Origin of the sequence: Pelagicoccus sp. SDUM812003 (genome assembly GCF_031127815.1) — a bacterium.
Lineage (GTDB): Bacteria > Verrucomicrobiota > Verrucomicrobiia > Opitutales > Opitutaceae > Pelagicoccus.
On record NZ_JARXHY010000007.1, the window covers coordinates 194,046 to 217,372 of the forward strand.

The 23,327-nt window shown below is 59.0% G+C and carries 22 protein-coding genes; 3 read left to right on the forward strand and 19 right to left on the reverse strand.

Annotated elements, in window-relative coordinates; genetic code table 11:
* Positions 1-54: 54 nt before the first annotated feature.
* The 4 genes from QEH54_RS11750 to QEH54_RS11765 all read right to left on the reverse strand — a co-directional run bounded on the left by QEH54_RS11750 (position 55) and on the right by QEH54_RS11765 (position 3,638).
* Positions 55-714: a lysophospholipid acyltransferase family protein gene (locus QEH54_RS11750; protein ID WP_309018869.1), complete on the reverse strand. Its 660-nt coding sequence runs from the start codon at positions 712-714 to the stop codon at positions 55-57.
* Entirely contained in the window at positions 714-1,382 is a 669-nt protein-coding gene (gene cmk / locus QEH54_RS11755) for a (d)CMP kinase (protein ID WP_309018870.1), read from the reverse strand. The genes QEH54_RS11750 and cmk overlap by 1 nt, the downstream gene beginning before the upstream one ends.
* 61 nt (positions 1,383-1,443) lie before the next feature.
* Positions 1,444-2,772: a 3-phosphoshikimate 1-carboxyvinyltransferase gene (gene aroA / locus QEH54_RS11760; RefSeq protein WP_309018871.1), complete on the reverse strand. Its 1,329-nt coding sequence runs from the start codon at positions 2,770-2,772 to the stop codon at positions 1,444-1,446.
* Positions 2,773-2,795: 23 nt separating this feature from the next.
* Positions 2,796-3,638 carry a prephenate dehydrogenase/arogenate dehydrogenase family protein gene (locus QEH54_RS11765; protein ID WP_309018872.1) on the reverse strand — a complete coding sequence of 281 codons (843 nt, stop codon included), beginning with the start codon at positions 3,636-3,638 and terminating at the stop codon, positions 2,796-2,798.
* A 348-nt stretch (positions 3,639-3,986) separates the two neighbouring features.
* Between QEH54_RS11765 and QEH54_RS11770 the strand changes: the two genes are divergently transcribed.
* Positions 3,987-4,979, forward strand: a complete 993-nt coding sequence (locus QEH54_RS11770; protein WP_309018873.1) for a twitching motility protein PilT — start codon at positions 3,987-3,989, stop codon at positions 4,977-4,979.
* 191 nt (positions 4,980-5,170) lie between these two features.
* Positions 5,171-6,184, forward strand: coding sequence for an aldose epimerase family protein (locus QEH54_RS11775; protein ID WP_309018874.1), 1,014 nt, complete (start codon positions 5,171-5,173; stop codon positions 6,182-6,184).
* An 86-nt stretch (positions 6,185-6,270) separates the two neighbouring features.
* Here QEH54_RS11775 and tsaE read toward each other — a convergent pair whose 3' ends face one another.
* From tsaE to QEH54_RS11790, 3 genes are read right to left on the reverse strand one after another with little or no spacing between them, the layout of a single operon-like run.
* Positions 6,271-6,705 carry a tRNA (adenosine(37)-N6)-threonylcarbamoyltransferase complex ATPase subunit type 1 TsaE gene (gene tsaE, locus QEH54_RS11780; protein ID WP_309018875.1) on the reverse strand — a complete coding sequence of 145 codons (435 nt, stop codon included), beginning with the start codon at positions 6,703-6,705 and terminating at the stop codon, positions 6,271-6,273.
* Positions 6,689-7,672: a thiamine-phosphate kinase gene (locus QEH54_RS11785; protein WP_309018876.1), complete on the reverse strand. Its 984-nt coding sequence runs from the start codon at positions 7,670-7,672 to the stop codon at positions 6,689-6,691. The genes tsaE and QEH54_RS11785 overlap by 17 nt, the downstream gene beginning before the upstream one ends.
* Positions 7,669-8,466, reverse strand: a complete 798-nt coding sequence (locus QEH54_RS11790; RefSeq protein WP_309018877.1) for a type II CAAX endopeptidase family protein — start codon at positions 8,464-8,466, stop codon at positions 7,669-7,671. The genes QEH54_RS11785 and QEH54_RS11790 overlap by 4 nt, the downstream gene beginning before the upstream one ends.
* 83 nt (positions 8,467-8,549) lie before the next feature.
* Here QEH54_RS11790 and mtaB point away from each other — a divergent pair, with 83 nt between their 5' ends.
* On the forward strand, positions 8,550-9,926 hold the full coding sequence (gene mtaB, locus QEH54_RS11795) for a tRNA (N(6)-L-threonylcarbamoyladenosine(37)-C(2))-methylthiotransferase MtaB (RefSeq protein WP_309018878.1): 1,377 nt from the start codon (positions 8,550-8,552) through the stop codon (positions 9,924-9,926).
* Between the two features lie 818 nt (positions 9,927-10,744).
* On the opposite strand, the gene QEH54_RS11800 is transcribed toward mtaB, so the two are convergent.
* The 12 genes from QEH54_RS11800 to QEH54_RS11855 all read right to left on the reverse strand — a co-directional run bounded on the left by QEH54_RS11800 (position 10,745) and on the right by QEH54_RS11855 (position 23,243).
* Entirely contained in the window at positions 10,745-11,053 is a 309-nt protein-coding gene (locus tag QEH54_RS11800) for a hypothetical protein (protein WP_309018879.1), read from the reverse strand.
* Between the two features lie 378 nt (positions 11,054-11,431).
* A complete protein-coding gene (locus tag QEH54_RS11805) occupies positions 11,432-11,809 on the reverse strand; it encodes a VOC family protein (protein WP_309018880.1) in 378 nt (125 codons plus the stop codon).
* A gap of 143 nt (positions 11,810-11,952) precedes the next feature.
* Complete coding sequence (locus tag QEH54_RS11810; protein WP_309018881.1) at positions 11,953-12,447, reverse strand: hypothetical protein; 495 nt, start codon at positions 12,445-12,447, stop codon at positions 11,953-11,955.
* Between the two features lie 116 nt (positions 12,448-12,563).
* Positions 12,564-13,901 carry a cytochrome c3 family protein gene (locus QEH54_RS11815; protein WP_309018882.1) on the reverse strand — a complete coding sequence of 446 codons (1,338 nt, stop codon included), beginning with the start codon at positions 13,899-13,901 and terminating at the stop codon, positions 12,564-12,566.
* A gap of 9 nt (positions 13,902-13,910) precedes the next feature.
* On the reverse strand, positions 13,911-15,833 hold the full coding sequence (locus QEH54_RS11820) for an FAD-dependent oxidoreductase (RefSeq protein WP_309018883.1): 1,923 nt from the start codon (positions 15,831-15,833) through the stop codon (positions 13,911-13,913).
* Positions 15,834-15,909: 76 nt separating this feature from the next.
* Positions 15,910-16,332, reverse strand: coding sequence for a hypothetical protein (locus tag QEH54_RS11825; protein ID WP_309018884.1), 423 nt, complete (start codon positions 16,330-16,332; stop codon positions 15,910-15,912).
* A 19-nt stretch (positions 16,333-16,351) separates the two neighbouring features.
* Positions 16,352-16,762 carry a c-type cytochrome gene (locus QEH54_RS11830; protein WP_309018885.1) on the reverse strand — a complete coding sequence of 137 codons (411 nt, stop codon included), beginning with the start codon at positions 16,760-16,762 and terminating at the stop codon, positions 16,352-16,354.
* A gap of 22 nt (positions 16,763-16,784) precedes the next feature.
* A complete protein-coding gene (locus tag QEH54_RS11835; protein WP_309018886.1) occupies positions 16,785-17,168 on the reverse strand; it encodes a group 1 truncated hemoglobin in 384 nt (127 codons plus the stop codon).
* 25 nt (positions 17,169-17,193) lie between these two features.
* Entirely contained in the window at positions 17,194-17,790 is a 597-nt protein-coding gene (locus QEH54_RS11840; RefSeq protein WP_309018887.1) for a DUF3365 domain-containing protein, read from the reverse strand.
* A 316-nt stretch (positions 17,791-18,106) separates the two neighbouring features.
* Positions 18,107-18,562, reverse strand: coding sequence for an Rrf2 family transcriptional regulator (locus tag QEH54_RS11845; protein WP_309018888.1), 456 nt, complete (start codon positions 18,560-18,562; stop codon positions 18,107-18,109).
* Between the two features lie 30 nt (positions 18,563-18,592).
* Entirely contained in the window at positions 18,593-19,348 is a 756-nt protein-coding gene (hisF, locus tag QEH54_RS11850) for an imidazole glycerol phosphate synthase subunit HisF (RefSeq protein ID WP_309018889.1), read from the reverse strand.
* A gap of 97 nt (positions 19,349-19,445) precedes the next feature.
* On the reverse strand, positions 19,446-23,243 hold the full coding sequence (locus QEH54_RS11855; RefSeq protein ID WP_309018890.1) for an ATP-binding protein: 3,798 nt from the start codon (positions 23,241-23,243) through the stop codon (positions 19,446-19,448).
* Positions 23,244-23,327: the final 84 nt, after the last annotated feature.

Sequence of the window (23,327 nt, forward strand, 5' to 3'; positions counted from 1 at the left end):
TCGCTTTCTCGAGGCTATATTTTGAAACGGCTTACGCAGTTTCGTTTTCGGGCTCTACAGCGCCTTGGCTCGGGGGCGATCAAGCTTGGCGATCTCTGCCATGATGCGATCCGCCACGACCTGAAAGCGCTGCTTGCCCGCTTCCTTGCCTGGATCGTAGTCCTCGGGGCTCAGGGGCTTCCCGTAGCGCATGTGCACGCGCAGATTGAAGTTCGGGAGGACCTTGCCTTTGGAGAGGACCCGGTGGGAGTTGAAAATGCGGCAGGGGATGACGGTGGCCTGCGACTTGGCGGCGATCAGGCCGATGCCCGGCTTGGCGGACTGCAGGGCGCCGTCCTTGCTGCGCGTGCCCTCGGGGAAGAGCGAGAGCAGGCCGCCGTTTTTGAGCGTGCCCAAGGTCGCCCGCATGGCTTTGATGTCGGAGTCTCCGTCGCGATCCACCGGAATGGTGCCCACGCTATCGAGCCACCAGCTGGCTGCCTTGTTGATCCAAAGCGTCTTGCGGGCGAAGAAGGTGATCTCGCGCATCACCAGGCAGCCGATCAATGGCGGATCGAAGTGGCTGGCGTGGTTCACCGCCAGGATGCATGCTCCGTGGCGCGGCACGTTGTTCAGGCCTTCGACCTCGCCAATCAGGAGATGGTCGAGCACCGTGCGAGCCACGGTGTGGCTGAACCAGAAAACGCGTTCCGAATAGGGATTCGTCGTAGACATCAGGCTTCCTCGAAAGCGGCGGTTACCAAGGTGGAAACGTGATCGACGACCTGCTCGAGCGTCATCTCGGAGGTATCGAGATAGGTGGCTCCTTCCGGGCAGGCCAGCGGAGCGGTTTTGCGGGAAGCGTCGAGCTTGTCGCGGGTCTCGATGCTGTCGGCCAGACCCTCGGCGGCGCGTCGGGCGGCGCGCTTGACGGGGTCCGCGAAGAGAAAGAGACGCAGGTCCGCGTCCGGGAAGATGACCGAGCCGATGTCGCGGCCCTCCATCACCAGACCGGCAAAGCCTTTCGCTCGAGCCACGTTCGCCTGATCGCGCTGGTAGTCCAGGAGGAACTTGCGCAGCTCGGGGATGGCCGCGTAGTGGGAGACGTTTTCGTTGACCTGCTGGCTTCGGATGCTCTGGTCCGGTATCCAGCCATTGATGACGATGGATGCGGAGTTGCCTTCGAGGGCGGTATCGAGTTCGAGCGAGTTGAGGCCTTTTCCCAGCTCGGGACCCGCTTTGGCAGGAACGCCGAGTTCCATCAGCTTGACGGTTGTCGCTCGGTAGAAGGAACCTGTATCGACATGCATGAGCTTGAAACGCTCGCTCAAGGCTCGAGAGGTGGAGCTTTTGCCGGCTGCGGCGCCTCCGTCGATGGCTACGATGATGAATGATTTTGACATGGAAGATGGTTTTTTTGGGGGGGGAGGTATCGGGTGGCGCGGCGGCCTCGGCGATGCCGCCCTACCTTGAGGATTGCTGTCTCAAGTTTTCCAATACATCGAAGAAGTCGGGAAACGTCTTCTTGCAGCAGGTCGGGTCCTCGATCCGCAGCCAGGGCGATCCGTCGCCCAAGGCGTCCACGCTGCCGAGCACGCCGAAGCTCATGGCGACTCGATGGTCATGGTAGGTGGCGACTGTGGCGGGTTTCAAGGGTCGCGGTGTCACGGCAAGGCTGCCTTCGGTCTCGGCGACCTCCTGTCCGACGCGCTCCAAGCCATTCGCCATGGCTGCGATGCGATCGCATTCCTGATGACGCGTGTGGGCGATCCCCTCGATGGAGCTGCGGCCGTCGAGCAGAGGCGCCAAGGCCGCTCCGGTGAGAAAGGTGTCGGAGTAGGCATAGAAGCTGCCAAGGAGCGGAGCTGCTTTGCCTGTATTCAGATCGTAGCGACAGACTGCGCATCGCTCTTTCCATTCTATCAGTGCACCCGCTTTTTCCATACGCGAAGCGAAGGCGATGTCGCCTTGCAAGGAGTTCCTGGTGACGCCGTGGATTTCCACTTGTCCGCCGACCACTAGCGGCAGGGCGAAAAAATAGCTGGCGGCCGAGGCGTCTCCCTCGATGTGGTACTGGCCTGCTGGGAGCGCGTAGGGGCCGCCCGCTTCGATGCGGTAGCCTTCCAGGCTGGAGGACAAGGCGCTCTCCGGTATGCCGAACTGGGTCAGCATCTGCAGGGTCATGTCGATGTAGCCACGGCGCACGGAGGTGTCCTCCATGGCGATTTCGATGCCTTTTTCCGAGTAGGGAGCGGCCATGATGAGGGCGGAGACGAACTGGCTGCTGCTGGAGGCGTCTATGCTGGCTTGCCCGCCACGGAGACCGTTCGCCTTGATGGTCAGTGGGGCGAAACCGTGGGTGGTTTCGATGTTTGCTCCAAGTCGATTGAGCGTTTCGGCCAGGTCGGCGATCGGCCGCTTGCGCATTTGAGGCACGCCGTCGATGGTGTATTCGCCATCTTGAGACAGGCAGCAGAATGCGGTCAGGAAGCGAGCGGAGGTGCCGGAGTTTCCCACGAAGAGATTTGCCCGACGGTTCGGGATGCGACCGCTCAGACCGGTGACCTGTATAGACTTGGCAGAGGGGTCGGGCAGGACCTCGAAGCCTAGATCCTGCAGGGCTCGGATCATGATTTCCGTGTCCTCGCTGAAAAGGCAGTTGTGCAGGGTGGTTTGGCCATCGGCCAGGGCCGCCATGATCAGGGCCCGGTTGGTGATGCTTTTGGAACCGGGTACCGTGACGCTGCCGTTGACTGGCGAAGTGAAGGGTGGGACAGGATAGGGATCTTGCATGGAAGGAGTGAGCGACGGTGGGGCTAGAGGCTATCGCGAAACTGTTTTCCTCGGCTGAGCATGTCGAGAACTTGGGCGTCGTTTTCCGATGCGATGGCGTCGCTCACGGCGCTGAGATGGCTCTGAAAGTCGGCGATGGCCCGCAGAATCTCCTTGCGGTTTTGCGAAACGATCTGCCCCCAAAGCTCGGGGTGGCCGGAAGCGATGCGGGTCGTGTCGCGCAAGCCGTTTCCGCAGAGATCGCCCGCTCGCGGCTGGCTGCTCTGGAGGAATGAGGCCAGAGCGGAAGCGAGCAGGTGAGGGAGATGGCTGACCTGAGCCACGATGCGATCGTGATTGTCGGGCGTTTCCTCGAGCACGGTCGATCCGACGGCTTTCCAGAAGGCGACGGTGGTCTGGAGGGCCTGCGGGTCGGTGGCGTGTGAAGGAGTGACGAAGCAGACGCGCTGCTCGAAGAGGTCGCTGCAGGCGTTTTCCATGCCGGTCTTTTCCGAACCGGCCATCGGGTGGGAGCCCACGAAGCGGGCCTTGCCGGCGAGGGCGGTTTCGCAACGTTGCACGATGTCCGCTTTTACGCTGCCCACGTCCGTGACGATGGGATTTCGGGAGAGGCCGGGAGCGATCTGCTCGGCCAAGGTGATGATGCGTTCGACCGGGGCGCAGAGCACGATCATGTCGGAGTCCTGGCAAGCGGCGGTGAGATCGGTGGAGGCGAAGTCGCACCAAGGCTGTTCGTTTAGGGCGTCGACCGCTTCCTGGCGTCGAGCGTAGATAGCGATCTTTCGGGCCAGTTTCTTTTGGTGGGCGGCCATGGCGAGCGAGGCGCCGAGCAGGCCTGGGGCGATGATGGTCAGGGTGTCAAACACGGCGCTAGGCAACGGGCTTCTGAGCGCGGATCGGCCAGGCAGCCAGATCGCGCTCGCTTTCGGACTTTACTGCGTGGAGGAGCGTCATAGGGTTCGTGAGGAGGAAAGATTCAGTGGAAGAGCCGCCAGAAAACAGTGAACAGGCAGATCGCGCCAAGCGAATAATTTATTGGGCGATGGGAGTTTTCATCGGCTTGCCGGTCGCGCTTTTCATCTATCAGCTGTTTTCAGATTGAACCCATCGCCTTGGCGAGATTAAGTGACTGCTATTAAGGGGCTTATTTGTAGAAACGCCTCTGAGCTCCCCGAATCCAGCGTCCCCGTCCCGCTTTTCTAATGAACCAAACCGTGCTCGTACTCCGATTGATCCTCATGGCGTTTTGCGTCTTGGCGGGTCTGGCCGTTTCCTACGCTTATCCGGAAGTTGGCGGACCGGCGTTGACCATCACGGTGGCGATTTTGATCGGCGCTTTGCTGGTGCTGGTCGACATCCTGCTCAAGGGCTTCTCTCTGCGGGGGCTGTCGGCGATGACATTTGGCTTGCTGATGGGCATTCTGGCTTCGCATTTCATCTCCATCTCTCCGCTTTTCGAGGAAGGCGACGCTCAGGTCATCTACATCTCGCGCATTGGAGTTTTCATCGTGATCACCTATCTGTCCGCGGTCATCGCGCTGCGGGGAAAGGACGAGTTCAACCTCGTGATTCCGTACGTCCGCTTCGAGCCGCAGCGCGTGGAAGCGCCGCTGGTGGTGCTGGACGACAGCTGCCTGGTGGATGGCCGCGTCTCAAAGCTCTGTCAGGCCCGCATGCTGGGCGACGTGCTGTTTTTGCCGAAGTTCATTCTGGACGAGCTGAACGAGCTGAACAATTCGGCCGTCGAGGAGGAGCGCAATCGCGGAAAACGCGGCCTCAAGACGCTGTCGGAGCTTCGCGACTTCGATCATGTGGAGGTGCGGGTGGTGGACAGCGACGTCGACCGCAAGCAGAGCCGCGAGGAGAAGCTGATGTTCGTGGTGAGCAGCCTCAAGGGGCGCTTGCTGACCACTAGCGAGGGACTGATCAGGCGAGCGCGTCAGGAGGGAATCCCTTTCGTGGACATGCTTGGCCTGTCCAAGGCCCTTTCGCGCGAAGTGGAAGTGGGCGAAACTCTTTCCGTGAAGCTGGTCAAGATCGGCAAGGAGGACAGCCAGGGGGTGGGGTATCTGGAGGACGGCTCCATGGTCGTGGTCAACAACGGAGCCGATCTGGTCGGAAGCACCGTTTTGATCGAGGTCGACAGCATCATACCCACCAGCGGCGGCCGCATGGTGTTCGGCAAGATGCTCGGCGAAGCGAATTAGGCGTTTCGAACGCTCGCTCGCTGGCGATCGGGCAGGAGCAGAGCGGTTGGCGGGTTTCGCATCCAATATTCGCTCCGCTTATAAAAGCGGGGAAATGAGGCTTGCATCGCTAATGACTTGGCTAGAATCGGGGTGGCTGCTGGAAAGCGGCGTCGGTCTTCTCTCTCAAACAAAACGCAATTCTCTGACCTATGGAGTTCTTTACGCTCGAAAACAAAAACGGCATGAAGCTGAAGCTCACCAATTTCGGTGGCATCGTATCCGAAATTCACGTACCGGACCGTGACGGAACACTGGCGGATGTGACGCTTGGCTTCGAAACCGTCGAGGAGTATCAGGACCACAACGACGCGTATTTCGGAGCGATCATCGGACGTTTTGGAAACCGAATCGGGGACTGCTCATTTTGCCTGGACGGAACGTATGTTTCCGGATTGCACGCCAACGACGGGAAAAACCACTTGCACGGCGGCAAGCGTGGTTTCGACAAGGTGGTTTGGGATGCGGAGGAGATCTCGGGTGACGGGTTCACGGGCGTGAAGCTGAGCTACCTGAGCAAGGATGGAGAGGAAGGCTATCCGGGCAATCTGCAGGCCACTGTGATCTACAAGCTCACCGATGCTAACGAGTGGGTGATCGAATACGAAGCCACTGCAGACAAGACCACGGTCTACAATCCGACCAATCACGCCTATTTCAACCTCGCCGGTCATGCTGGCCCCTCGCCGCTGGATCACGAGCTGCAGATCAATTCGGAGTTCTACACCGCGACCGATGACGGCGGCATTCCTACGGGAGCGATCGTACCGGTAGCGGGCTGTGGCATGGATTTTCGCCAAGCCAAGGCGATCGGTCAGGATGTGGACGAAGCAGGGGTGGTATCGTCCCGCGGCGGCTTCGATCACAACTGGGTCATCGACAAGAGGCCCGACGAGTTCGCTCTGGCCGCTACCGCTTGGGATCCGAAGTCAGGACGCGAGATGAAGGTCTACACCACTGAGCCAGGTGTTCAGTTCTATTCGGGCAACTTTCTCGATGGCTCGCTGAAGGGAAAAGGTGGAACGGTCTACCAAAAGCGCAGCGGCTTCTGTCTGGAGACGCAGCACTTTCCGAATTCGCCCAACATCGGCCATTTCCCGACGACGACCTTGCGCCCGGGAGAGGTTTTTAAGTCGAAGACGGTATACGCGTTCGGCGTTCGCTAGGCGAAACGGTTTCGGAAGTAGCAGGATTTTTGATACACGACGCGCCTCGCTGGAGGCGCGTCCCTTTTTTCTCCGACCGAGGCATCCTACGAGATGAGGGTGATTTTTCGCTCGTCGCCCCGGGCATCGAAGCGAAGGGTATGGGTAATGGTCCAAGGAATGAACGCCAGCTTGCTGGGCCATTCGATGGCGAGGCAGAACGGAGGCGCGATCAGCTCTTCCAGCATCAGTTCCTCCCAGATCTCGGGCGACTTCTCCAGGCGATAGGCGTCCATGTGGGCCAGCTGCCGATCGCCTTGGTATAGATTGTAGATATTGAAGGTCGGGCTCGTGATGGGCTCTTGGATACGCCAGCGCTCTGCTAGGCCTTTCACGAAAGTGGTTTTTCCGGCTCCCAGATCGCCTTCCAATGCCAGCACTGCCTCCTCGGGGAGAACGGTCGCCAGATTGCGGGCGATTTCGATCGTTTCTTCCGCTTGGGATGTGACGATGCCCCGAGCCAGCTTATCTAAGATGTTCATAGCCTGAAACGTGAAGCGAGTCTGGGGCGTTGATGAGTTTGAGAGGGCTTTCCTCGGAACCGCTTCCCAAGGCGTCGAAGGTGCCGATGCGGGTAAGTGGCGTATCGAAATTCCCACTCCAAGCGGCTTCGAATTCCCGAAGATCCGCCTTTGGGTCCAGGGCGAAGAGAAGCTCGTAGTCCTCGCCATCGTTGAACGCATGGTGGAATTTCGTGTGTCCGGAATCCTTCGACGTTCGAATCGCGTCGTCGGAAATCGGAAGCAAAGCGCAGTCGATGCTGCATCCAGTAGTTGGAGACAGGATGTTCTTGAGGTCTTTTCCAAGTCCGTCGCTCAGGTCCGTGCAGGAGAGACAGGCGCCGCTTCGGGCTAGCCATCGACCTTCCTCCAGTCTCGGTTCGAAGTCGTAGTGCTTGCAGAGTCGCGTTCCTCCGATGGCCCCGGATACGTAGAGTGGACTCCCTGGCTGCGCTCGGTGGCGGAGCAAACCGGGGTGCCCGGGCTCGGTTTCGCCGATCAAGGTGAGGAATGCTCCGAGGAACCCGTCGGATCCGGAAATGTCGCCGCCTACGATTTGAAACCGATAGCGTCTTCCGAGCTTGGAGAGCGTTTCGTAGAAACGCTGTATCCACGCGATCGAGACGTTTTGCGGAAGGGCTAGGCTGACGGTGGCGATGCGCGGCGTTCCTCCCATGGCGGCCACGTCGCTGAGGTTTCGTTTGGCGAGTTTGCCCGCGGTCTGCTCGGGCGAGAGCTGGTCATCGAAGTGGTAGCCATAGATGACCGGGTCGGTGGTGACGAGCTGCCGCACGTCGTTTCGACTTGGTTGGAAGCGGGCGCAGTCGTCGCCGATGCCCTCGGGTGGGGCGGGATTCGCGTCGCCCAGCCAGTCGCGGATCCGCTTGATGAGTTCGACTTCGCCGAGCGTGGCGATGGATTGGTGGGTATCTGAGGTGAAGGGGCTCACGTGACGTCGGGAAAGAGCAGGATGATAAACAGGTTGATGGTATTGAAAACGGCGTGCAGCACCACAGCGGAGAGCAAGGAGCCGGACTCTCGATAGGCGAGCGCCAGGGTGACGCCGATCACGAAAAGGGGAGCGAAACTGTAGAGGTTGAAGTGGATCAGAGCGAAGAGGGCGGCGGAAATGGCCGTGGCGGCGGTCAGGGGGAATCTGTGGTGGAGAAATCGGAAGATCGCCCCCCGAAACACCAGCTCCTCGCACACCGGGGCGACCAGCACGATCATGGTGTAGATCATGGTTCTCTCGGCCAAAGAGCCTCCCTCTTGCACCAGACGGATCGGGTCTTGGGTCACCTGCTCGAAGCCCAACCCCTGCAGGACCACTTTCCAGATCAGGTTCACTCCAATCATAACCGGATAGGAGATGGCCAGCCACTTGAGTCCGATGAGGGCGGAGCGGCGGACCGACTTCACTTGTGACGGGCGGGAGGCGCTTTCCTGGTGCTGATGGCGGGTGATCAGGATGAACGCGGCGAAGGCCGCCACCATGCCCAGCTGGGTGCCGAGATTTCCGGCGAGGAAGACGATCAGCGGCGGGTCGCTTCCTTCTTCGGTCGGTCCCACGGCCCAATGGGCTATTTTCGCCGCCAAAGCCGAGACGACCACCATGCTGGAAAAGAGCAGGGCGATGAAGATGCCAAAGTCGGCGGCGCCGATGTTCCATCTGGGAAGGGCGTTGGCGGCGGCGTCCGTGAGTTTCTGTTCGGTGGAATCGGCGATCATGGAAAAGACGTCCATGAAGGAATGCAGATGCGAGCGCGGGGCGAGTTCAAAAACGTGTTAACCGACCTCGGATTCGGCGGGCGAAGGGAGCTTTTTGCATGACAATCCGCGTTCTTGCTCTATGGAAGGTCGGTTTCGCCATGAATGACGTCGCCAAGAAACGCGCTTGCCTGCACACCCTCGGCTGCCGCTTGAACCAGTCGGAAACGCTGCTGATTCAGCAGGGACTGGAGCAGCGTGGCTACGAGATCGTGCCCTTCGGCGAGCCCGCGGATCTCGGCATCATCAACACCTGCACCGTGACCAACCTGGCCGACTCGAAATGCCGGCAGACCATCCGGCAGTTCGTTCGAAGGAACCCCGAAGCCTACACGGCGGTGATCGGCTGCTACTCGCAAATGGGAGCCAAGGAGATCGCCGAAATTGGCGGTGTCGACTTGATCATCGGCAACCAGGAGAAGATGAGCGTGATCGACTACGTCGGCCAGGAGAAGAACGAGAAGCCGGTCATCATCCGCGAACGCATCAGCAAGGAGGATTTCTCCATTCGGAACTTTGGCGATGTGCCTTTCAACCAGCGGGCCAACCTGAAGATCCAGGACGGCTGCAGTTTCGTGTGCAGTTTCTGCATCATCCCCTTCGCTCGCGGCGCGGCCCGGGCTCGGGACATGGAAAATCTGCTGGAAGAGGCGCGCCTCAAGGCGTCGCAGGGGATTCGCGAGATCGTGATCACCGGCGTCAACATCGGCACCTACGAGACGAAGCGTGGCGGGCTGCTCGCCGTTTTGGAAAAGCTCAACGCGATTCCCGGCATCGATCGCATCCGCATCAGCAGCATCGAGCCGACCACCATCCCGACGGAGCTGTTCGCGTTGATGAACGATCCGCAGCACGCTTTGCTGCCGTTTTTTCACATACCGCTGCAGAGCGGTTGCGACAAGGTTCTGCGGGAAATGCGTCGCAAGTATACGATTTCTGAATACCTGGAGTTTCTTCACCTCGCTCACGACAGCGTGCCCGGCTGCTACATTGGCACCGATATCATGGTGGGGTTTTCCGGCGAAACGGACGAGGAGTTCCAGGAAACCTGTCAGGTGTTTTTGGAGAATCCCTTCGATTTCTGTCACGTGTTTTCCTACTCCGAGCGACAGGGCACGGTGGCAGCCCGGCGCGAGGATCAGGTGCCGATTCCCGAGCGCGCCCGGCGCAGCGCCTACTTGAGGCGCTTGTCAGCGAAGAAGCGCTACGACTTCTACGAGTCCCATCTCGGCAAGGAGATGCGGGTGCTCTTCGAAAACCCGAAGCCGGATAGCTGGCCGAGCTATACTGACAACTACATTCGCGTGGTGGTCCCGCGCGAGGGCGAACGGGCAGTGGATAAGGGCCTGGACTTGGCCAACCGTTGCGGGCGGGTGCGTCTGAGAACGCTCGCCGCCGACTACGTCGAGGGCGAGCTGCTGGAGATGCTGGATTGAAATGTTGGGGCGGAAGTCTCGCGACTTCCGCTACGTAGCAAGCTCTTGTCTTTTTGGGGTTGTGACTCATCTGAGGCCCGGTCTAAAGTCGCGCCGAAGGAAAACTTTTGCGAGAGGTAGGGCTTATCTTGTATCCTCAGTTCCAGACGCGCTTGGTCGAGGTGGTCGTTTTGGTGGCATGAGAGGCGGAATCGGCACAGGTGTATTCCTAGCTTTGCGAGGAAGCCCTCGATAGGGGATTGGGGTGGGAGCGGGCTTGCTTGGGAGCTGCGAAGGGAATCGTCGAGTAGCAGATTAGTGGCAGAGTTCGGCTTTCGTCCGATCATTAGTATCCACGCTTCGGTGACAAGTATTCGGTCCTCATGGTTTCGAGTGGTAAAAACGCGGCTGAATCCGGATGCGATGATCAAGCGTTTCGGAAGCCCTCGGAGGCATCGGTGGATCTTGTGGCCGATTGAACGGAGCTTCGATGAGGGAATAGCCGTCCCCAATTGATCGATACGTGAGACGAGCGGATTGAGGCGTACCGACAGTCGCGGATGGGCTACGGGTAGCTCATGCCCGTTTCCGATATGGAAACGCTGGGAGCGATAGTTGGTTGCGGTGACGACAAATCTCATTTCGTCCACGCCTAACTCGAGGGCTTTTCGTTGGGCGAGTAGAATCTCCGCATCGGTGTCGTTGAATTCGAATAGGATGTATTTCCAGATGACCTTGGTAGCGGGCGATCTCCGCTTCGCCTCCTCAATGAATCGGAATACCTTCTCGAGTTTGCCGTTGATACGATAGCGTTGGTAGTTCGCCTGAATCGCTCCGTCTCAAGAAACCACGATGTCCTCCACGAAAGAGACGCCGATGGTTCGTTGAAAGTCGTAGTTGGCGTTGGTGATGACCCGTTGACGTGTTTTTGGATAATAGTGGCGAACTAGCCCCGACAATTTAGAAAAGTCGGAGTGGAGCAACGGATCGCCTTGGCCTGCCCATTCCACGTAGTCGATCGAGTATCCTTCGCGCCGAAAGCCGCTCAAAACCCGCTCCAACAGAGATAGCGGCATGGTCCGATCTCCCTTTCGTCTGCCAAGTTGTTCACGATTTCCGCAGGCCGGACAGAGGAGCGAACAATGCATGGTAGGCTCGATTTGAAGTTTGCGGATTTTTTTGCGTAGCAGATTCGAATGCCACTGACGTGGTTGCAGGTGTGCGCAGGCTCGGCAGGTTTCGCCCCAAGGAAGTTGGCCGTTCTCGGCAGCCGTTCGGATTTTTATGAAGTTTTCGTTCCGAAAAAAGTCCGTAGGCGACCATGGCGAATCCGAATTCTCGATGATCCCTAGGGTAAGGTGCTCGCCCACATCGTCTTCGCACGGGACCTCTCCATTTGGCTTGAGGTAGAAGCTGTCAAGAATGTCGCAGTGCACGGGTGGAAGAGATCGCGAGGTCGCCAATGGCCGGCAATGAAAAACCGCGCTCGGTTTCGGCGCGGTTTGGTGATTGGCGAGTGTGGCTCGTTAGCGATTGTTTGGCAGGATCTCGACTTCGTAGCCGTCGGGGTCGGTGATGAAGGCCATGTCGAAGCCCTCCTTTTCCTTCCAGTTGCCCGGCCAGACTTCCACGCCGTCGTCTTCGAGCTTTTGGCAGAAGGCCTTGATGTCGTCCACGCCGATGCAGGTGTGCATCAGGTCTTCGGGGAACTCGACCTTGAAGTCCGGCGAGTAGGTGAGCTCCAGCATGTGCTCGTTGCCCGGAAGTTGCAGGTGCACGATCTGGTTGCCCTGCGGGCTGGTGTTGGGGCCTTTGAAGACTTCGAATCCGCAATGCTTGCAGTAGAAGTCCATGGACTTCTGCAGGTCGGCGACACGTATGCGAGTGTGTAGGAACTTGATCATAGGACTCTGTTTAACCGGAGCTGCTCGTCTGCGACAAGCATGGATCCGCGATGCGTTTGTAAGAACGGCGAATCGTCACGAAAGAGCGCTGATGGAGGGGTGTTTGCAGAGGCAGAGCTCTTCGACTTTCGGGAGGCGCGGCCTTAGGCGCTTATCGAGTCGGTGAGCTCTGCCTCTCTTCGGGAGAAGGACGGCTCCTCCTCTCGCTCGGCCGCGCTGAAAAGGTTGGTGGTGGCGAAGTCCACCGGCACCAGTCGGCAATTGGTCTCGATGAGTCGATAGGCGTCTGGCTCCGAACTTTCCTGAAGATAGAACGAGCAGAGCTTGAAGCTGTCGGTGGTGGCCGCAGTGAGGCTGATGCGATCCATGCGCGGCCTGCCGATGGGAGAGGGAAGCTCCTCCTGATAGTTCTTTGGCTCGCGATGAATTAGGATGTAGGCGATGGCTTCGCATTGCTCCAGCCACGCGTTGATAGCGGAGTTCAGATTCGGCAGAGAAATGTCGAAGGAGTGAGCGAGAAAGCGGTCGTGTATCGAATAAGCAATGACAACGATCGTATCTTCGCTCTCCGGGATGAAGTCGCGAGAGCGACATTCGCAGAAGCGACGTCCGGTCTGAATCAGCTGCCCGAGAATCATGAAAAAAGACTAGCGAATTTCGTCGAATAAGAAAGCGCTTTTGGACGATTTTGACGGAATAAATCCCGCCTGCTTGCGGGCAGGACGAGGGAGCTAGGGAAGGCGCTTACCGGAGTCTACGGTGAGCGTTCGGACTGCAGCCTGCGGAGCTTTTCCTCCACCATTTCCAGACTCTCCACATGGACTTGCGGCCGACCTTGGAAGTTGCTTCGAATCAGGTCTTGATCGGCCAGAGCGTCGATGGCGAAACCGAGTCCATGGCATTGCAAGCAGACCGGGCGTATCATCTTTTCGTTGGGGCGCAGCGTTTCGTTCTGGTTGTGCAGGACGCGGTTGGAAACCTCTCCGAACTCGTTGCGCTCGACGCGTGGGAAATGGCAGGTGGCGCAGGAAACGCCGCTATCGGGCGGCCCTTCGCCCGCGAGTTCCTTGGTCCAAAGCTCGGCGTGCAGCGATCCGCGATAGTTGTTCACATGTTCGCTATCGTGACAGCTGATGCAGGCTTGCCTTGAAGCGAACTGCACGTCCGAGCTGTGGGCGTCATGGCAAGCGACGCAGCTGAGCTCCTTGTGCGCTGCCGATTGGTGCATGGGGATTTCGGCTAGGGCGGGCGTCATGGGACTCAATCCAGCGGCCAGCCTCATACCATGCATGCTCTCGAGAAAGGTCTCGGTCTCGTAGTCGTGACAGCTCTGGCAGGCGGCGAAACCGGGTTTTTCGACAAAGGCTGCCCCCTCCGGCTCGTGGCAATCGGAGCAGTTGACGCCAGCTTTGGCGTGGGCGCTGAGAGACCAGTCGTACACCACGCTTTGAGTGAAAGCCACGTCGTCCGGACTGTCGCGATCGCTGGCTCCTAGCGGCTGGCGCCGGTTTTCCTCGGACCATCCATGGTAGTGGTTTTTCGGTAGCTTGCGCGGATCCTCCGCAAAGGGCTTGTCGTTCAGGTGCTGCTCCAGAAAGTCTTCGTAGAGTGCGGTGTTGTCGTGGTAGTTGTGGCAGCCTGCGGTGGAGCAGCTATCGAAAGGCAGCCCTTTATGCGTCGGTCGATCCTCTTCGATGTCCTGATGGCAGAAAAAGCAGTAGTCGGCTGGAAGCGTGAGGCCCATTTCGAGCGTGGTTTCGGGACTGTGCTCGCGGTGGCAGGTGACGCAGTTTCGAGCGTCGAGGATCTCCACCCGGTCGGCATTGCGCGGATCGAGAAACTTGGCTTTGGGGTGGGAGTCGTTGGCCCGTTTCAGCTCCGCCTGGTGACAGTCCGTGCAGGCGTTCGGCCTGAGGCCCATATCGTCCGAGTGACAGGCCGAGCACTGCAGCTCGATCTGGTGATGGCCGTGCGAGGTGGCGCCGGGGAGAAAGGCCGATTCCTGGGTCACGCCGGCTTCAGGACTGAACTGGACCAGGCAGATGACTGGTACGATCGCTGCGAGGATCCACTGGAGCTTGTTGCTGGACATCGTTTCGATTTAGTAGGCGTAGACCTTGTAGATGTGAAAGCCCAGCAATGCCGGATAGGGCCAGAAAAAGACGATGTGCATCCTTGTCACAAAGGAACGGATACGACGCGCAAGGGGCGAGGTGAAGCGATCCTCCATAGCGACGGTGAGACCCGCTAGGGCTCCGACTAGATTTAGGGAGACGAAGACGCTCATCAGCCAAAGGTTGAGGTTGTTTCCGAAGCTCAATCCAGTATGGGCCAGCAGCGCCAGTAGGCAGATGCTGCCAAGAATGGCATGGGTCGCCCGCCACCAGCCGAAGTTTCCGAAGCGAGCGAAGGTGACTCGTTTGCGGGCGGAGAGTCCCAGAGCCAGGAGGGATGCTCCGGCCATGGTGTATCCAGAAATCTGTTTATAGAGTTCCTCGGTCCAGAGCTTGCAAAACTGATAGTAGGCGTCCTGCACCGTCGTGGGTATGGGCAGAGGGCCGACAAGAAAGAGCGCCAGAACTATGCTGGCCGCAATCCAGGAGGCAGCCAAAAGCGCTCTCCTGCCCTTGGGGGCGAAGACGGCTTCCTCGTCGGTGGCTCCCACCAGCTGCCCGAGCAGAGGTCGGCAGGATCCGCAGACGGTGCCCGCTCCTGTTTCTTTGGAAAGTTGGGAGACTGAAGAGCAACCGTTCGAGACGCAGGCTGAGATTTGGCCCTTGCTGATCTGAACGCAGTTGCAGATCATGGTATTGGCTGTCCAATCCAAGGCGCTTTCGCCTGCGTCGATGAGGCCGGTCTTCTCGAACTTCGCTTGCTCGGAGGGCGACATGAATCGCTGGTCCTTCACCGCGATTTGTATTTGGTGAATTTGTCCCCAGTCTCCAACTACAGTCGCTCCCGCGATGCAGTCGCGTTTAAGGACTAGCATGCGATAGCATTGGGCATCGCGATAGACGAGAGTCTTGCCTTCGCCAAGATTGTCGCCAAAGGCGCACACCTCGACACCTAGCAGTTTGAGTCGGCAGGAAGTGTCCGCGCCTTCGAAGCAGCGTTCAAACCCTTCTATCCGATCGGCGAGGATGTCCGCCATGTGGTAGCCGGGAGCGACCAGTCCGTAGATCTGCCCTCTATGCAAGGCGCATTCGCCGATGGCGTAGATGTCGGAATCGCTGGTTTGAAGGCTGTCGTTCACCAGTATGCCGCCGCGCGCTCCCAAGGATAAACCGGACGCTTGGGCGAGGTCATCCCTCGGGCGTATCCCAGCGGCAACTACGAGGAGGTCCGTTTCGAGAATGGTATCGTCGGAAAAGGTGATGGAGAGCCCCCCGTTTCTCCGCTGCACAGTTCTGGCTCCTTTTCCTAGAAGAGGGGTGACGCCGAGTTCGCGAACGTTTTTCTCCAAGACCATCGAGGCGTCCTGATTCAGCTGGCGTGGCATGAGTCCGTTGGCGAATTCCACCACGTAGGTCGCGAGGCCAAGTTCGCGAAGGGCGTTGGCCGCCTCGAGACCGAGAAGACCGCCACCGAGGGCGATACCTCGCTTCTTGCCTCGTGCGTATTCGATTATCTTGGACGCGTCCTCGATAGTACGGTAGGTGAAGACACCCTCCGTATCTATACCTTCGATGGGGGGTACGAAAGGCGTGGAGCCGGTAGCGAGCACCAGCTTGTCATAGGGCAGGCGTTCGCCGGTATGGGTGACGACCTCCTTGCGCGCTCGATCGATGGCGACAGCTCGGCAGCCTTTCAGCAGCTGAACTCCGTTCTTCGCGTACCAGGAATCCTTCGCGAGCAGAAGCGACTTGTGATCCCGGTGGCGAAAGTAGGCGCTCAGGTGGACCCGATCGTAGGCATGATGAGGCTCCTCTCCAAGGATAGTGAGCTGGACGGGCAGTCGCTTCTCGGCGAGGCGCTCTGCGAAGCGTTGGGAGACCATGCCGTTGCCCACCACGAGGATTCTCATTTTCGCTGGTTTCGGTCTGCTCATACGCAAGGCGCGGCGTTAGCGACGTCGAGAAGCGGATCTCGGTTGCGAAGTCTCAGGCCGCCGCTCCGCTTGATTTGGATGTCGAGGACGGTCCCTTCAGCTGCAGGATCATTTCGCGTATCGACGCTCCTGTTTCGGCTTTGAAGGTGTGTCCTAAGGTTTGCTGGAAAGCGTAGACGAGAGCGTCTTCGAAGCAGTCGAGATCCACCGGCTGCTCGAAAATCAGAATGCTCCGCTGATCGCGTTCGTCGGTGGTATTTGGGAATGTATCGACGGATTGACTACGAAAGACCAAAGTACCGACCAGGTGTACGAACTGAGTGTGGCACCTGCCGAGGGCCAAAGCTCTGAGGGACCTTGTTTCCGGAAGGCGTTCGGCGAGTCGATAGAAAAGGATCTCTGCGAACGCGTCGGAAACGGGCAGGCAGCGCTTCCAGGCCGATTTCAGTTCATCGTGGTTGAGGGAACGGTTCATGGTCCAGATAGGTAGAGCGCTATTTGCTGACATGGGTCATGAAACGCACGGCTTGTTTCACTTCTTCATCGCTGAGTTCGGTGAATCCTCCTTTAGGCGGCATCTCGGTGTATTTCGGTCCGATGAAGCCGTTTAGAGCGTGGTCGTACAGCGTATCCAGTCCTTTGGCGATGCGTGGCGCCCATGCCTCGGTGTTTCCGATAATGGGAGCGCCCGTGAGCCCGGTCATATGGCAGGTCTTGCAGGTGCCGAGCCAGGTTTGTTGACCCGCAATCAAGTCGGGATCGTCGAGCGTGACGGCGGCCGGATCGAAAGGCTGGGCGATCGTCTTCTTTTCCGGTTCCTTTCCGCAGCCCGCGAGCGCGACGGCAAGCGATAGGGCGCTAGCCGTGGCGATCGGATGGAGGCAGCTGCAATGGCGATGGGACATGCCAGGGAGGGATGAGGTGTTGCTACTTGTTGAGCACGTCGCCCTTGGTGGACTCGGCGATCGCCGCAGCTTCGCCGATCATATCCATCGGCACGCCAAGCTCCTGCAGGGTGGCGCCGAGGTTTTCCATCACGGCGTGGAAATGGCTTTCGTTGAGGCCCATCTCCTCCACCAGGCGCTTGTGGGCTGCGCGCATGCTGCGACCGGTGTACTGGGGAGCTCCACCGAAGGCGTAGGTGAGAAACTTCTTCTGGTGGCCGATCTGCTTGCTCATGTCGACGCCTTCGAAGAAGTGTTTGATGCGATCGTCGGCGAGAACCTTCTTGTAGAAAAGGTCGACTGCGGCGTCCACGGCGGCTTCGCCGCCGATGCGGTCGTAGAGAGAGGGTGTTTGCGTTTCGCTCATTGTATTCAGATTATGGATTTATGATTTAGTCGAGAGGAATTCTGATGACGACGCCGCCCATGACTTCGCCCATCTTGAAGTCGGTGCGAGGCGAGTCCTTGTGCTCGTTGTGGCAGTCGATGCAGGCTGCGGCTACGCCTGTGTCGGCGTAGATGCCGGTGAAGTACTTGGTGCCGCCCAGCGTCTCCTCTGCGTAGTAGTTTTGACCGGGATTGTCGGCGATGAACTGCAAGCCCTCTTTTTCGGCATCGGTTTTCGGAGCGTTCTGCTTGTTGATCGGCCAGAGCGACTGTAGTGAATAACTGAATTCACCATTGCTTTTTTCGGCTACCATCTCTGCCCCCATGCGGAACATTTGAGCAGGTAGCGGCAGGGCCTTGTCATCCACCCAATGTTCGCTAGCGGTGATGACCTTGTCCTGTTTGGTGAGTCGGTTGACCACGTTGCGGGTGTAGACGGTACGGTCGGAGCTCATCACGAGGTGCAGAGCGTCCGCCATCTTCTGCGGACTGATGCCGCTAGCAGCTTCCGAGCTGTCGTCGCAGCCCGAAAAGAGGATCGAGGAGAGGGTGAGGGTCGCTACGGTCGCAGCGACAGCCAAGGAGTTCGTTTTCTTGTTCATATCGGATTAGGCGAGGATCAGGTTTGATTTCCTCACCAAGCTTAGCATCCGATATGCCAGAAAGAGGTATTTATAATGCAACTTATGGATTGCCTTGGAAAAAGCGCTCTTTCAGGGGCGTTGGTATTGGATTTCGCATCACGTGAAGTCTGCGATCGCTGGACCTATGAATTTCGTTTATCCGACCTATCGATTTCAGTCCGAAAACGAGATCGAAATCGAGGCGCTCAAAATTCCCCTGATCGAGATCGAGCGCTGGGGAGGCGGCGGGTTTTGGTATCTGTACCGGAAATGCAGATACGAGGTCAGGTCGAAGCTATTCGGAAACGCGACTTTCGCTAAGGCTGGGGAACTGTCTTCGCAAGTTTTCGGGACGCTTGACGAGGTCGGCCAAAGTGAATCGTTCCAGCTCGGAATAGAAGGCGTTTTCGGCTTGTTTCAGGGCCCCTTTGAGCACGCAAGCGGGTGACAAGCAGCAGGAGTTTTTCACTGGGTCGAAGCATTCGATGAGCGGCGCGTCTCCTTCGGTGAGACGGACGAGCTGTCCTGCGTTGATGTCCCGTGGGGCTTTGGCGAGGCGCAGACCGCCTCCTTTTCCTCGAGTGGCCTGCACGTAGCCGAGCTGATTCAGGTTTCCAGCGATTTTGACCAGATGGTTTCGGGAGATCTGGTAGGCGTCGGCGACTTCCTGGAGCGAGACCAGGCGATCGTCGTTCAGGGCGAGGTAGATGAGGAGACGAAGGCTGTAGTCTGAAAATTTGGTGAGCTCCATGGGGCGAGAGGGTAGTGACGTGTAAGGGGGCTAGAGACGGGCGGGCAATCCGGCGTTTGCGAGGCGCTCTTTCGCTTGGCCGATAGTGTAGGTGCCGAAGTGGAAAATGGAAGCGGCAAGTACCGCGTCGGCTTTGCCCTTTTGGAGAACGTCGACCAGGTGGTCCAGGTTTCCGGCTCCGCCGGACGCGATGACTGGTACCTCCACCGCTTCGGAGATGCGTCGGGTAAGCTCGCAGTCGTAGCCGGCGAGGGTGCCATCGGCGTCCATGCTGGTGAGCAGGATTTCTCCCGCTCCTAGCGAGACGCCCTTCTTGGCCCATTCGATGGCGTCGAGCGGGGTGGGGTTTCGTCCGCCGTGAGTGAAGACGCGCCAGGAGTCGCCGTCGCGCTTGGCGTCGATGGCCAGCACGATGCATTGGTTTCCGAACTTGCGGGCCGACTGGAAGATGAGGTCGGGATTGTTGATGGCTGCGGTATTGAGCGAGACCTTGTCGGCCCCGGAGTGCAGCATCTTGGTGATGTCCTCCACCGTTCGCAGACCGCCGCCGACGGTCAGGGGCATGAAGCACTCGGAGGCGGTTTGCTCGACCACATCGCGCATGATCTGGCGCTCGTCGGAGGATGCGGTGATATCGAGAAAGACCAGCTCGTCGGCGCCCTGCTCGTCGTAGGCCTTGGCGCAGGCGACGGGATCTCCCGCGTCGCGGAGCTCTTTGAACTTAACGCCTTTGACCACGCGGCCGGCGTGAACGTCGAGGCAAGGGATGATGCGTTTGGCTAACATTTCTCGAAAAGTGGAACCGGAAGAGCCATGACGCTAGGAGGGAGGCATGCGCTGGCAACGCATTTTTAGAGGGGGGGCAAACCTGGCGCGGCCTCGCCTAGCGCACGCGTCCGGTAGCGTTGAGGGCTTGGGCGAGGCTGGATATGGAGAGCGGCTTGGAGAGGTAGCCCGAGAACGGATCGTGGCTGTAGCGCTCGCGCTCGCCTGCCATGGCGTAGGCGGTTTGGGAAATGATCGGCAGGTCCGGGGCGATCTCTCGGATACGTCTGGCGGCTTCGTCGCCTTGCATTTCGGGCAGTTTGATATCCATGAGGACAGCGGAAAAGGTTCTTCGCTTGCAGAGGGCCACCGCTCGCTCGCCGGAGGAGGCGTGCACGAACGGCACGCCAAGCTGTTGCAGCATCTTCGCCATCAGGGTGGAGTTTGTCTCCTCGTCCTCCACCAGAAGCACCGGCTCCTGCGGCCTGTGGGGAATGGAGGGAGGGGGGATTTCCGGGGCTTCGGCCTGCGGAACGTCGAAGTCGCGCCGAATTCTACCATCCCAGGGTAGAGAGAAATAGAAGCGACTTCCTTTCTGATACTCCGACTCGACTCGCAAGGCGCCGCCCAGCTTGGAGACGAGGTTTTGGCTGATCGCCAGCCCCAGCCCGCTTCCTCGGTAGGTGTGGCCGAGATTGGTGTCGCCCTTTTGGAAGCGTTCGAAGATGAGCGAAAGCTGTTCCTTCTTGATGCCGAATCCCGAGTCCTCCACCGAGAACTCCAAGGCGTCTCCTTGAGCGGTCGGTCTGCAGCCCAGCTGGATGTAGCCATCCGGGGTGAATTTGATCGCGTTGCTGATCAGGTTCTTGAGCACTTGCTTGAGCCGATCGGGGTCCGTATTCAGGATGCAGCCTTCCGGGAGCTCCTCCTTGGCGACGAGAAACTGCAGGTTGTCGCGGCCAAAGCTGGTCAAGACGCCGCGAAAGGTATCGTGGGTCTGGCTAAGTATCCAATCTACGGATATGTCCTGCGTTTCAATTTCGATCTTTTCCGACTCGATTTTGGAGATCTCGATGATGTCGTCTATGAGATTGAGAAGGTCCTTTCCGCTGTTTTGGATGGTGCGAATGAAGTCGCGCTGCTCGCCTTGGGTCTGGGTGCTGGCCATGAGCAGGTCGGAGAAGCCGATGATGGCGTTCATGGGGGTGCGAATCTCGTGCGAAACGTTGGCGAGAAAGGCCGACTTGAGGTGGTCGGATTCTTCGGCTTTCCGTTTCGCTTGCTCGAGGTCCTTGGTTCGCTCCCTCACGCGTTTCTCCAGGTCGGACTTGCCTTGGCGGAGGATCCTATTCTGGGACTCGATGGTCGCGCGTTGGAGCTGCAGTTTTTCGTTGGCCTTGGATAGATTTGCGTTCAGCAGCTGAAGTCGGTTGTTCCGGCTTTGGGTGAGTATCCATAGGAAAATGACAAGTCCGACGAGGACGGCGATGGTGGCTTGGAACCAGGTTTGCCTCCAGATGGGAGCTGTCACGGAGAAAGTCACGGCGGCGATCTCAGGGGAAACGTTGAACCCGTGATCCCTAGCCTTGACCTGCAGGGTGTGCGAGCCGTGAGGCAAGCCGAGAAACATCTGGTGGTTCTGCCTGGCGAAGGGAGTCCATTGGCGATCGTTCAGCTTGTAGGAGTATTCGATTTTATCCCGGGGCGTCGCTTCGAGGTAGTCCACCGCCTGCCAGGTTATGGAGGTATTGCCGCGTTCGCTGACTTGGGGCTCGAAATGGGTGATTTCGATGCGCGGCGCCGACTTGTCCTTGAAGGCGGTGAGCGTTTGGAAGGGGATCGCGATCTCTGCGGGCTGCGAATCGTAGAGCGCTCGGCGCGTCCATTGATTGCTGACCTGCACGATGTGTATGCCATCGCTGGGACCGTCTTTTATGAACACGCCTGCCCGCGTGTAGTTCGCTTCAGGCAGCTGCATGAAGCTGCTCCAGGAGATACCGTCGAAGTGGGCGATCTGGTCGGACAGGGCCACCCAGACATCCTCTCCGCTCCTGGCGAATCCGGAGATCAGCGAATGGGAGGGCAGGTCGGTGTCGATGGTATGCCAGACCTCTCCGTGGTCGGTTATTTGCAGAATGCCTTGATCGCGGGTGAGCAGCCACAAGTCTCCGTCGGGCTGGTTGAAGACGTAGTCGACGTAGGTGGAGAGGTGAGGGAACTGCTTGGTCCGTTTCAGCGCGTCGCTCTCAACGATCACGGGAGGACGCCCGCCGACCCAGATCCGGCCCTGTGGGTCCTGGCCTAAGCCATAGAAGCTGCCTTTGGTGATGTTTCGAGGATCGCTGCGCAGCAGCGTCCAGTCCTCCTTGCTTCCCACGGGGCGATTGAAGCGGATGATGCCTGGCTCTTGTTCGGGGCTGGTGTCGACGGCCGCGGCGAAATAAAGTCGGCCTGATCGGTCTTCGAACGCCGCCCGATGATCGAGCCCCCAGGAAAGGCTAGGAAAGGAAAGGATGTTCCAGTTTCCTTTCGAATCGCGATAGGAGAGGGCGGCGTCTTTTCGGTGGCTGCCGATGGCCCACAGCTCGCCATAGGATGTCAGAAACAACCTGACGGGAGCGTCGATGAGACCGTCCTCCGTGCCGTAGCTGGTCCAGACGTCGTCCGACTCTCGCGCTACGCGCCCCTCCTCGGTCAAGTAGTAGCTCTCTCCAGCCGGCGTTTCCAGTTGAAAGGCGAGGCCCTTCAGGGTTTTCCAGCTGCGGCTGGCGTAGTCCAGTCGAAAGACCTTGGAGTTGCTAGCGATCAGCCACATGGCCCCGTCGGCCGCTTCGAAGAAGTTGATGCGATTGTTCGAGGTGAGCGGGACTTCTGGCGCCGCGTACTTGGTCCAGCTTCCCGAGCGGAACACGAAGTACTGGCCGAAGCCGTCTACCCAAATGGCCCCGTCGCTCGACCGGAGGGAGTGGTAGAACAGCTCGGAGCCGGGAAAATGGTCCGTGATCCGGAGATGCGACCAAGTGGAGCCGTTCCAGCGGCTGATCCCGCTCACAGCGCTGTTGCTGGTTGCCCAAATCTCGCCGTCTTCGCTCTCGATGAGGTTCGATAGGCTATCGATGCTGATCCCATCGGCCCGGAAGAAGGCGTCTTGCAGCGTGAGCTCGAAGGAGTCTGGCGCGTAGGCGAAACGCGCGATGTGGTTGTTGTCGCCATTGTTTTTCGAGATCACCGCGTAGACGGATCCATCGCTGGCCACGAGACTCGAGGTGACGTTTAGCTCTTTCGTATCCGACATCATGATACCGATTTCCTCGGGTGGAGAAACCGCTGTCAGGTTCTGGACCGTGCCGTAGAAGTCGTCTCTGGCAGGGGTGGCGGCGGAGTAGAGTTTCATCTGGTCGCCTCGAATGAGGCCTAGGCCATGCCAGTTTCGAGGCGTGTCTTCGTTCTCTTCTCTCTCGCCGATGCCTACCAGCACGGCGCCGTCGGGCAGAAAGCTGATTTCTCGGATCTGCACGCGTCCCGGCGTGTGGCTTGCGAGCACGGGTATCCACCGCTCCCCTTCGAATCGGAAGAGCCCTTGATCGCTTCCAGCGTAGAGGTCGCCGGAGGGCGAGGTTTCGAGACTGAGGGTCGCGGTCCCGAGGAAGCCGGTTGCCGGACCGAATTCGCGCACTTCGTAGCCGTCGTAGCGGTAGATGGATCCGGCTCCGCCAAACCAGAAGGTGTTTGCCGGAGATTCGGTCATGTAAGACACTCCGCGACCGTCGAGAAAGGGAAACTCCGTCCAGCGCCAACTCTCCAGGTTCGGATCGGTTCGGGCAGGCGAGTAGGGCTGCTCGCCATAGAGGGAACGAAGGAGCAGACCAGCGACAATCGCTGCTAGTCCAAGGAAGCGGAGGAGAGAAGGGGGCATGCGACTGGGCAGCGTATTCGCTCTGCAGCGCAACTGCAAATGTTTCGTAACACTACGGATGCCTCGTTGGCAGAAGACCCCAAA

Excerpts from the sequence above, each read along its gene's own strand:
- QEH54_RS11750 (WP_309018869.1), bottom strand. The coding sequence starts at position 714 with ATGTCTACGACGAATCCCTATTCGGAACGCGTTTTCTGGTTCAGCCAC.
- cmk (WP_309018870.1), bottom strand. The coding sequence starts at position 1,382 with ATGTCAAAATCATTCATCATCGTAGCCATCGACGGAGGCGCCGCAGCC.
- aroA (WP_309018871.1), bottom strand. The coding sequence starts at position 2,772 with ATGCAAGATCCCTATCCTGTCCCACCCTTCACTTCGCCAGTCAACGGC.
- QEH54_RS11775 (WP_309018874.1), top strand. The coding sequence starts at position 5,171 with ATGGAGTTCTTTACGCTCGAAAACAAAAACGGCATGAAGCTGAAGCTC.
- tsaE (WP_309018875.1), bottom strand. The coding sequence starts at position 6,705 with ATGAACATCTTAGATAAGCTGGCTCGGGGCATCGTCACATCCCAAGCG.
- QEH54_RS11790 (WP_309018877.1), bottom strand. The coding sequence starts at position 8,466 with ATGGACGTCTTTTCCATGATCGCCGATTCCACCGAACAGAAACTCACG.
- mtaB (WP_309018878.1), top strand. The coding sequence starts at position 8,550 with ATGACAATCCGCGTTCTTGCTCTATGGAAGGTCGGTTTCGCCATGAAT.
- QEH54_RS11800 (WP_309018879.1), bottom strand. The coding sequence starts at position 11,053 with ATGCATTGTTCGCTCCTCTGTCCGGCCTGCGGAAATCGTGAACAACTT.
- QEH54_RS11805 (WP_309018880.1), bottom strand. The coding sequence starts at position 11,809 with ATGATCAAGTTCCTACACACTCGCATACGTGTCGCCGACCTGCAGAAG.
- QEH54_RS11810 (WP_309018881.1), bottom strand. The coding sequence starts at position 12,447 with ATGATTCTCGGGCAGCTGATTCAGACCGGACGTCGCTTCTGCGAATGT.
- QEH54_RS11815 (WP_309018882.1), bottom strand. The coding sequence starts at position 13,901 with ATGTCCAGCAACAAGCTCCAGTGGATCCTCGCAGCGATCGTACCAGTC.
- QEH54_RS11820 (WP_309018883.1), bottom strand. The coding sequence starts at position 15,833 with ATGAGAATCCTCGTGGTGGGCAACGGCATGGTCTCCCAACGCTTCGCA.
- QEH54_RS11825 (WP_309018884.1), bottom strand. The coding sequence starts at position 16,332 with ATGAACCGTTCCCTCAACCACGATGAACTGAAATCGGCCTGGAAGCGC.
- QEH54_RS11830 (WP_309018885.1), bottom strand. The coding sequence starts at position 16,762 with ATGTCCCATCGCCATTGCAGCTGCCTCCATCCGATCGCCACGGCTAGC.
- QEH54_RS11835 (WP_309018886.1), bottom strand. The coding sequence starts at position 17,168 with ATGAGCGAAACGCAAACACCCTCTCTCTACGACCGCATCGGCGGCGAA.
- QEH54_RS11840 (WP_309018887.1), bottom strand. The coding sequence starts at position 17,790 with ATGAACAAGAAAACGAACTCCTTGGCTGTCGCTGCGACCGTAGCGACC.
- QEH54_RS11845 (WP_309018888.1), bottom strand. The coding sequence starts at position 18,562 with ATGGAGCTCACCAAATTTTCAGACTACAGCCTTCGTCTCCTCATCTAC.
- hisF (WP_309018889.1), bottom strand. The coding sequence starts at position 19,348 with ATGTTAGCCAAACGCATCATCCCTTGCCTCGACGTTCACGCCGGCCGC.
- QEH54_RS11855 (WP_309018890.1), bottom strand. The coding sequence starts at position 23,243 with ATGCCCCCTTCTCTCCTCCGCTTCCTTGGACTAGCAGCGATTGTCGCT.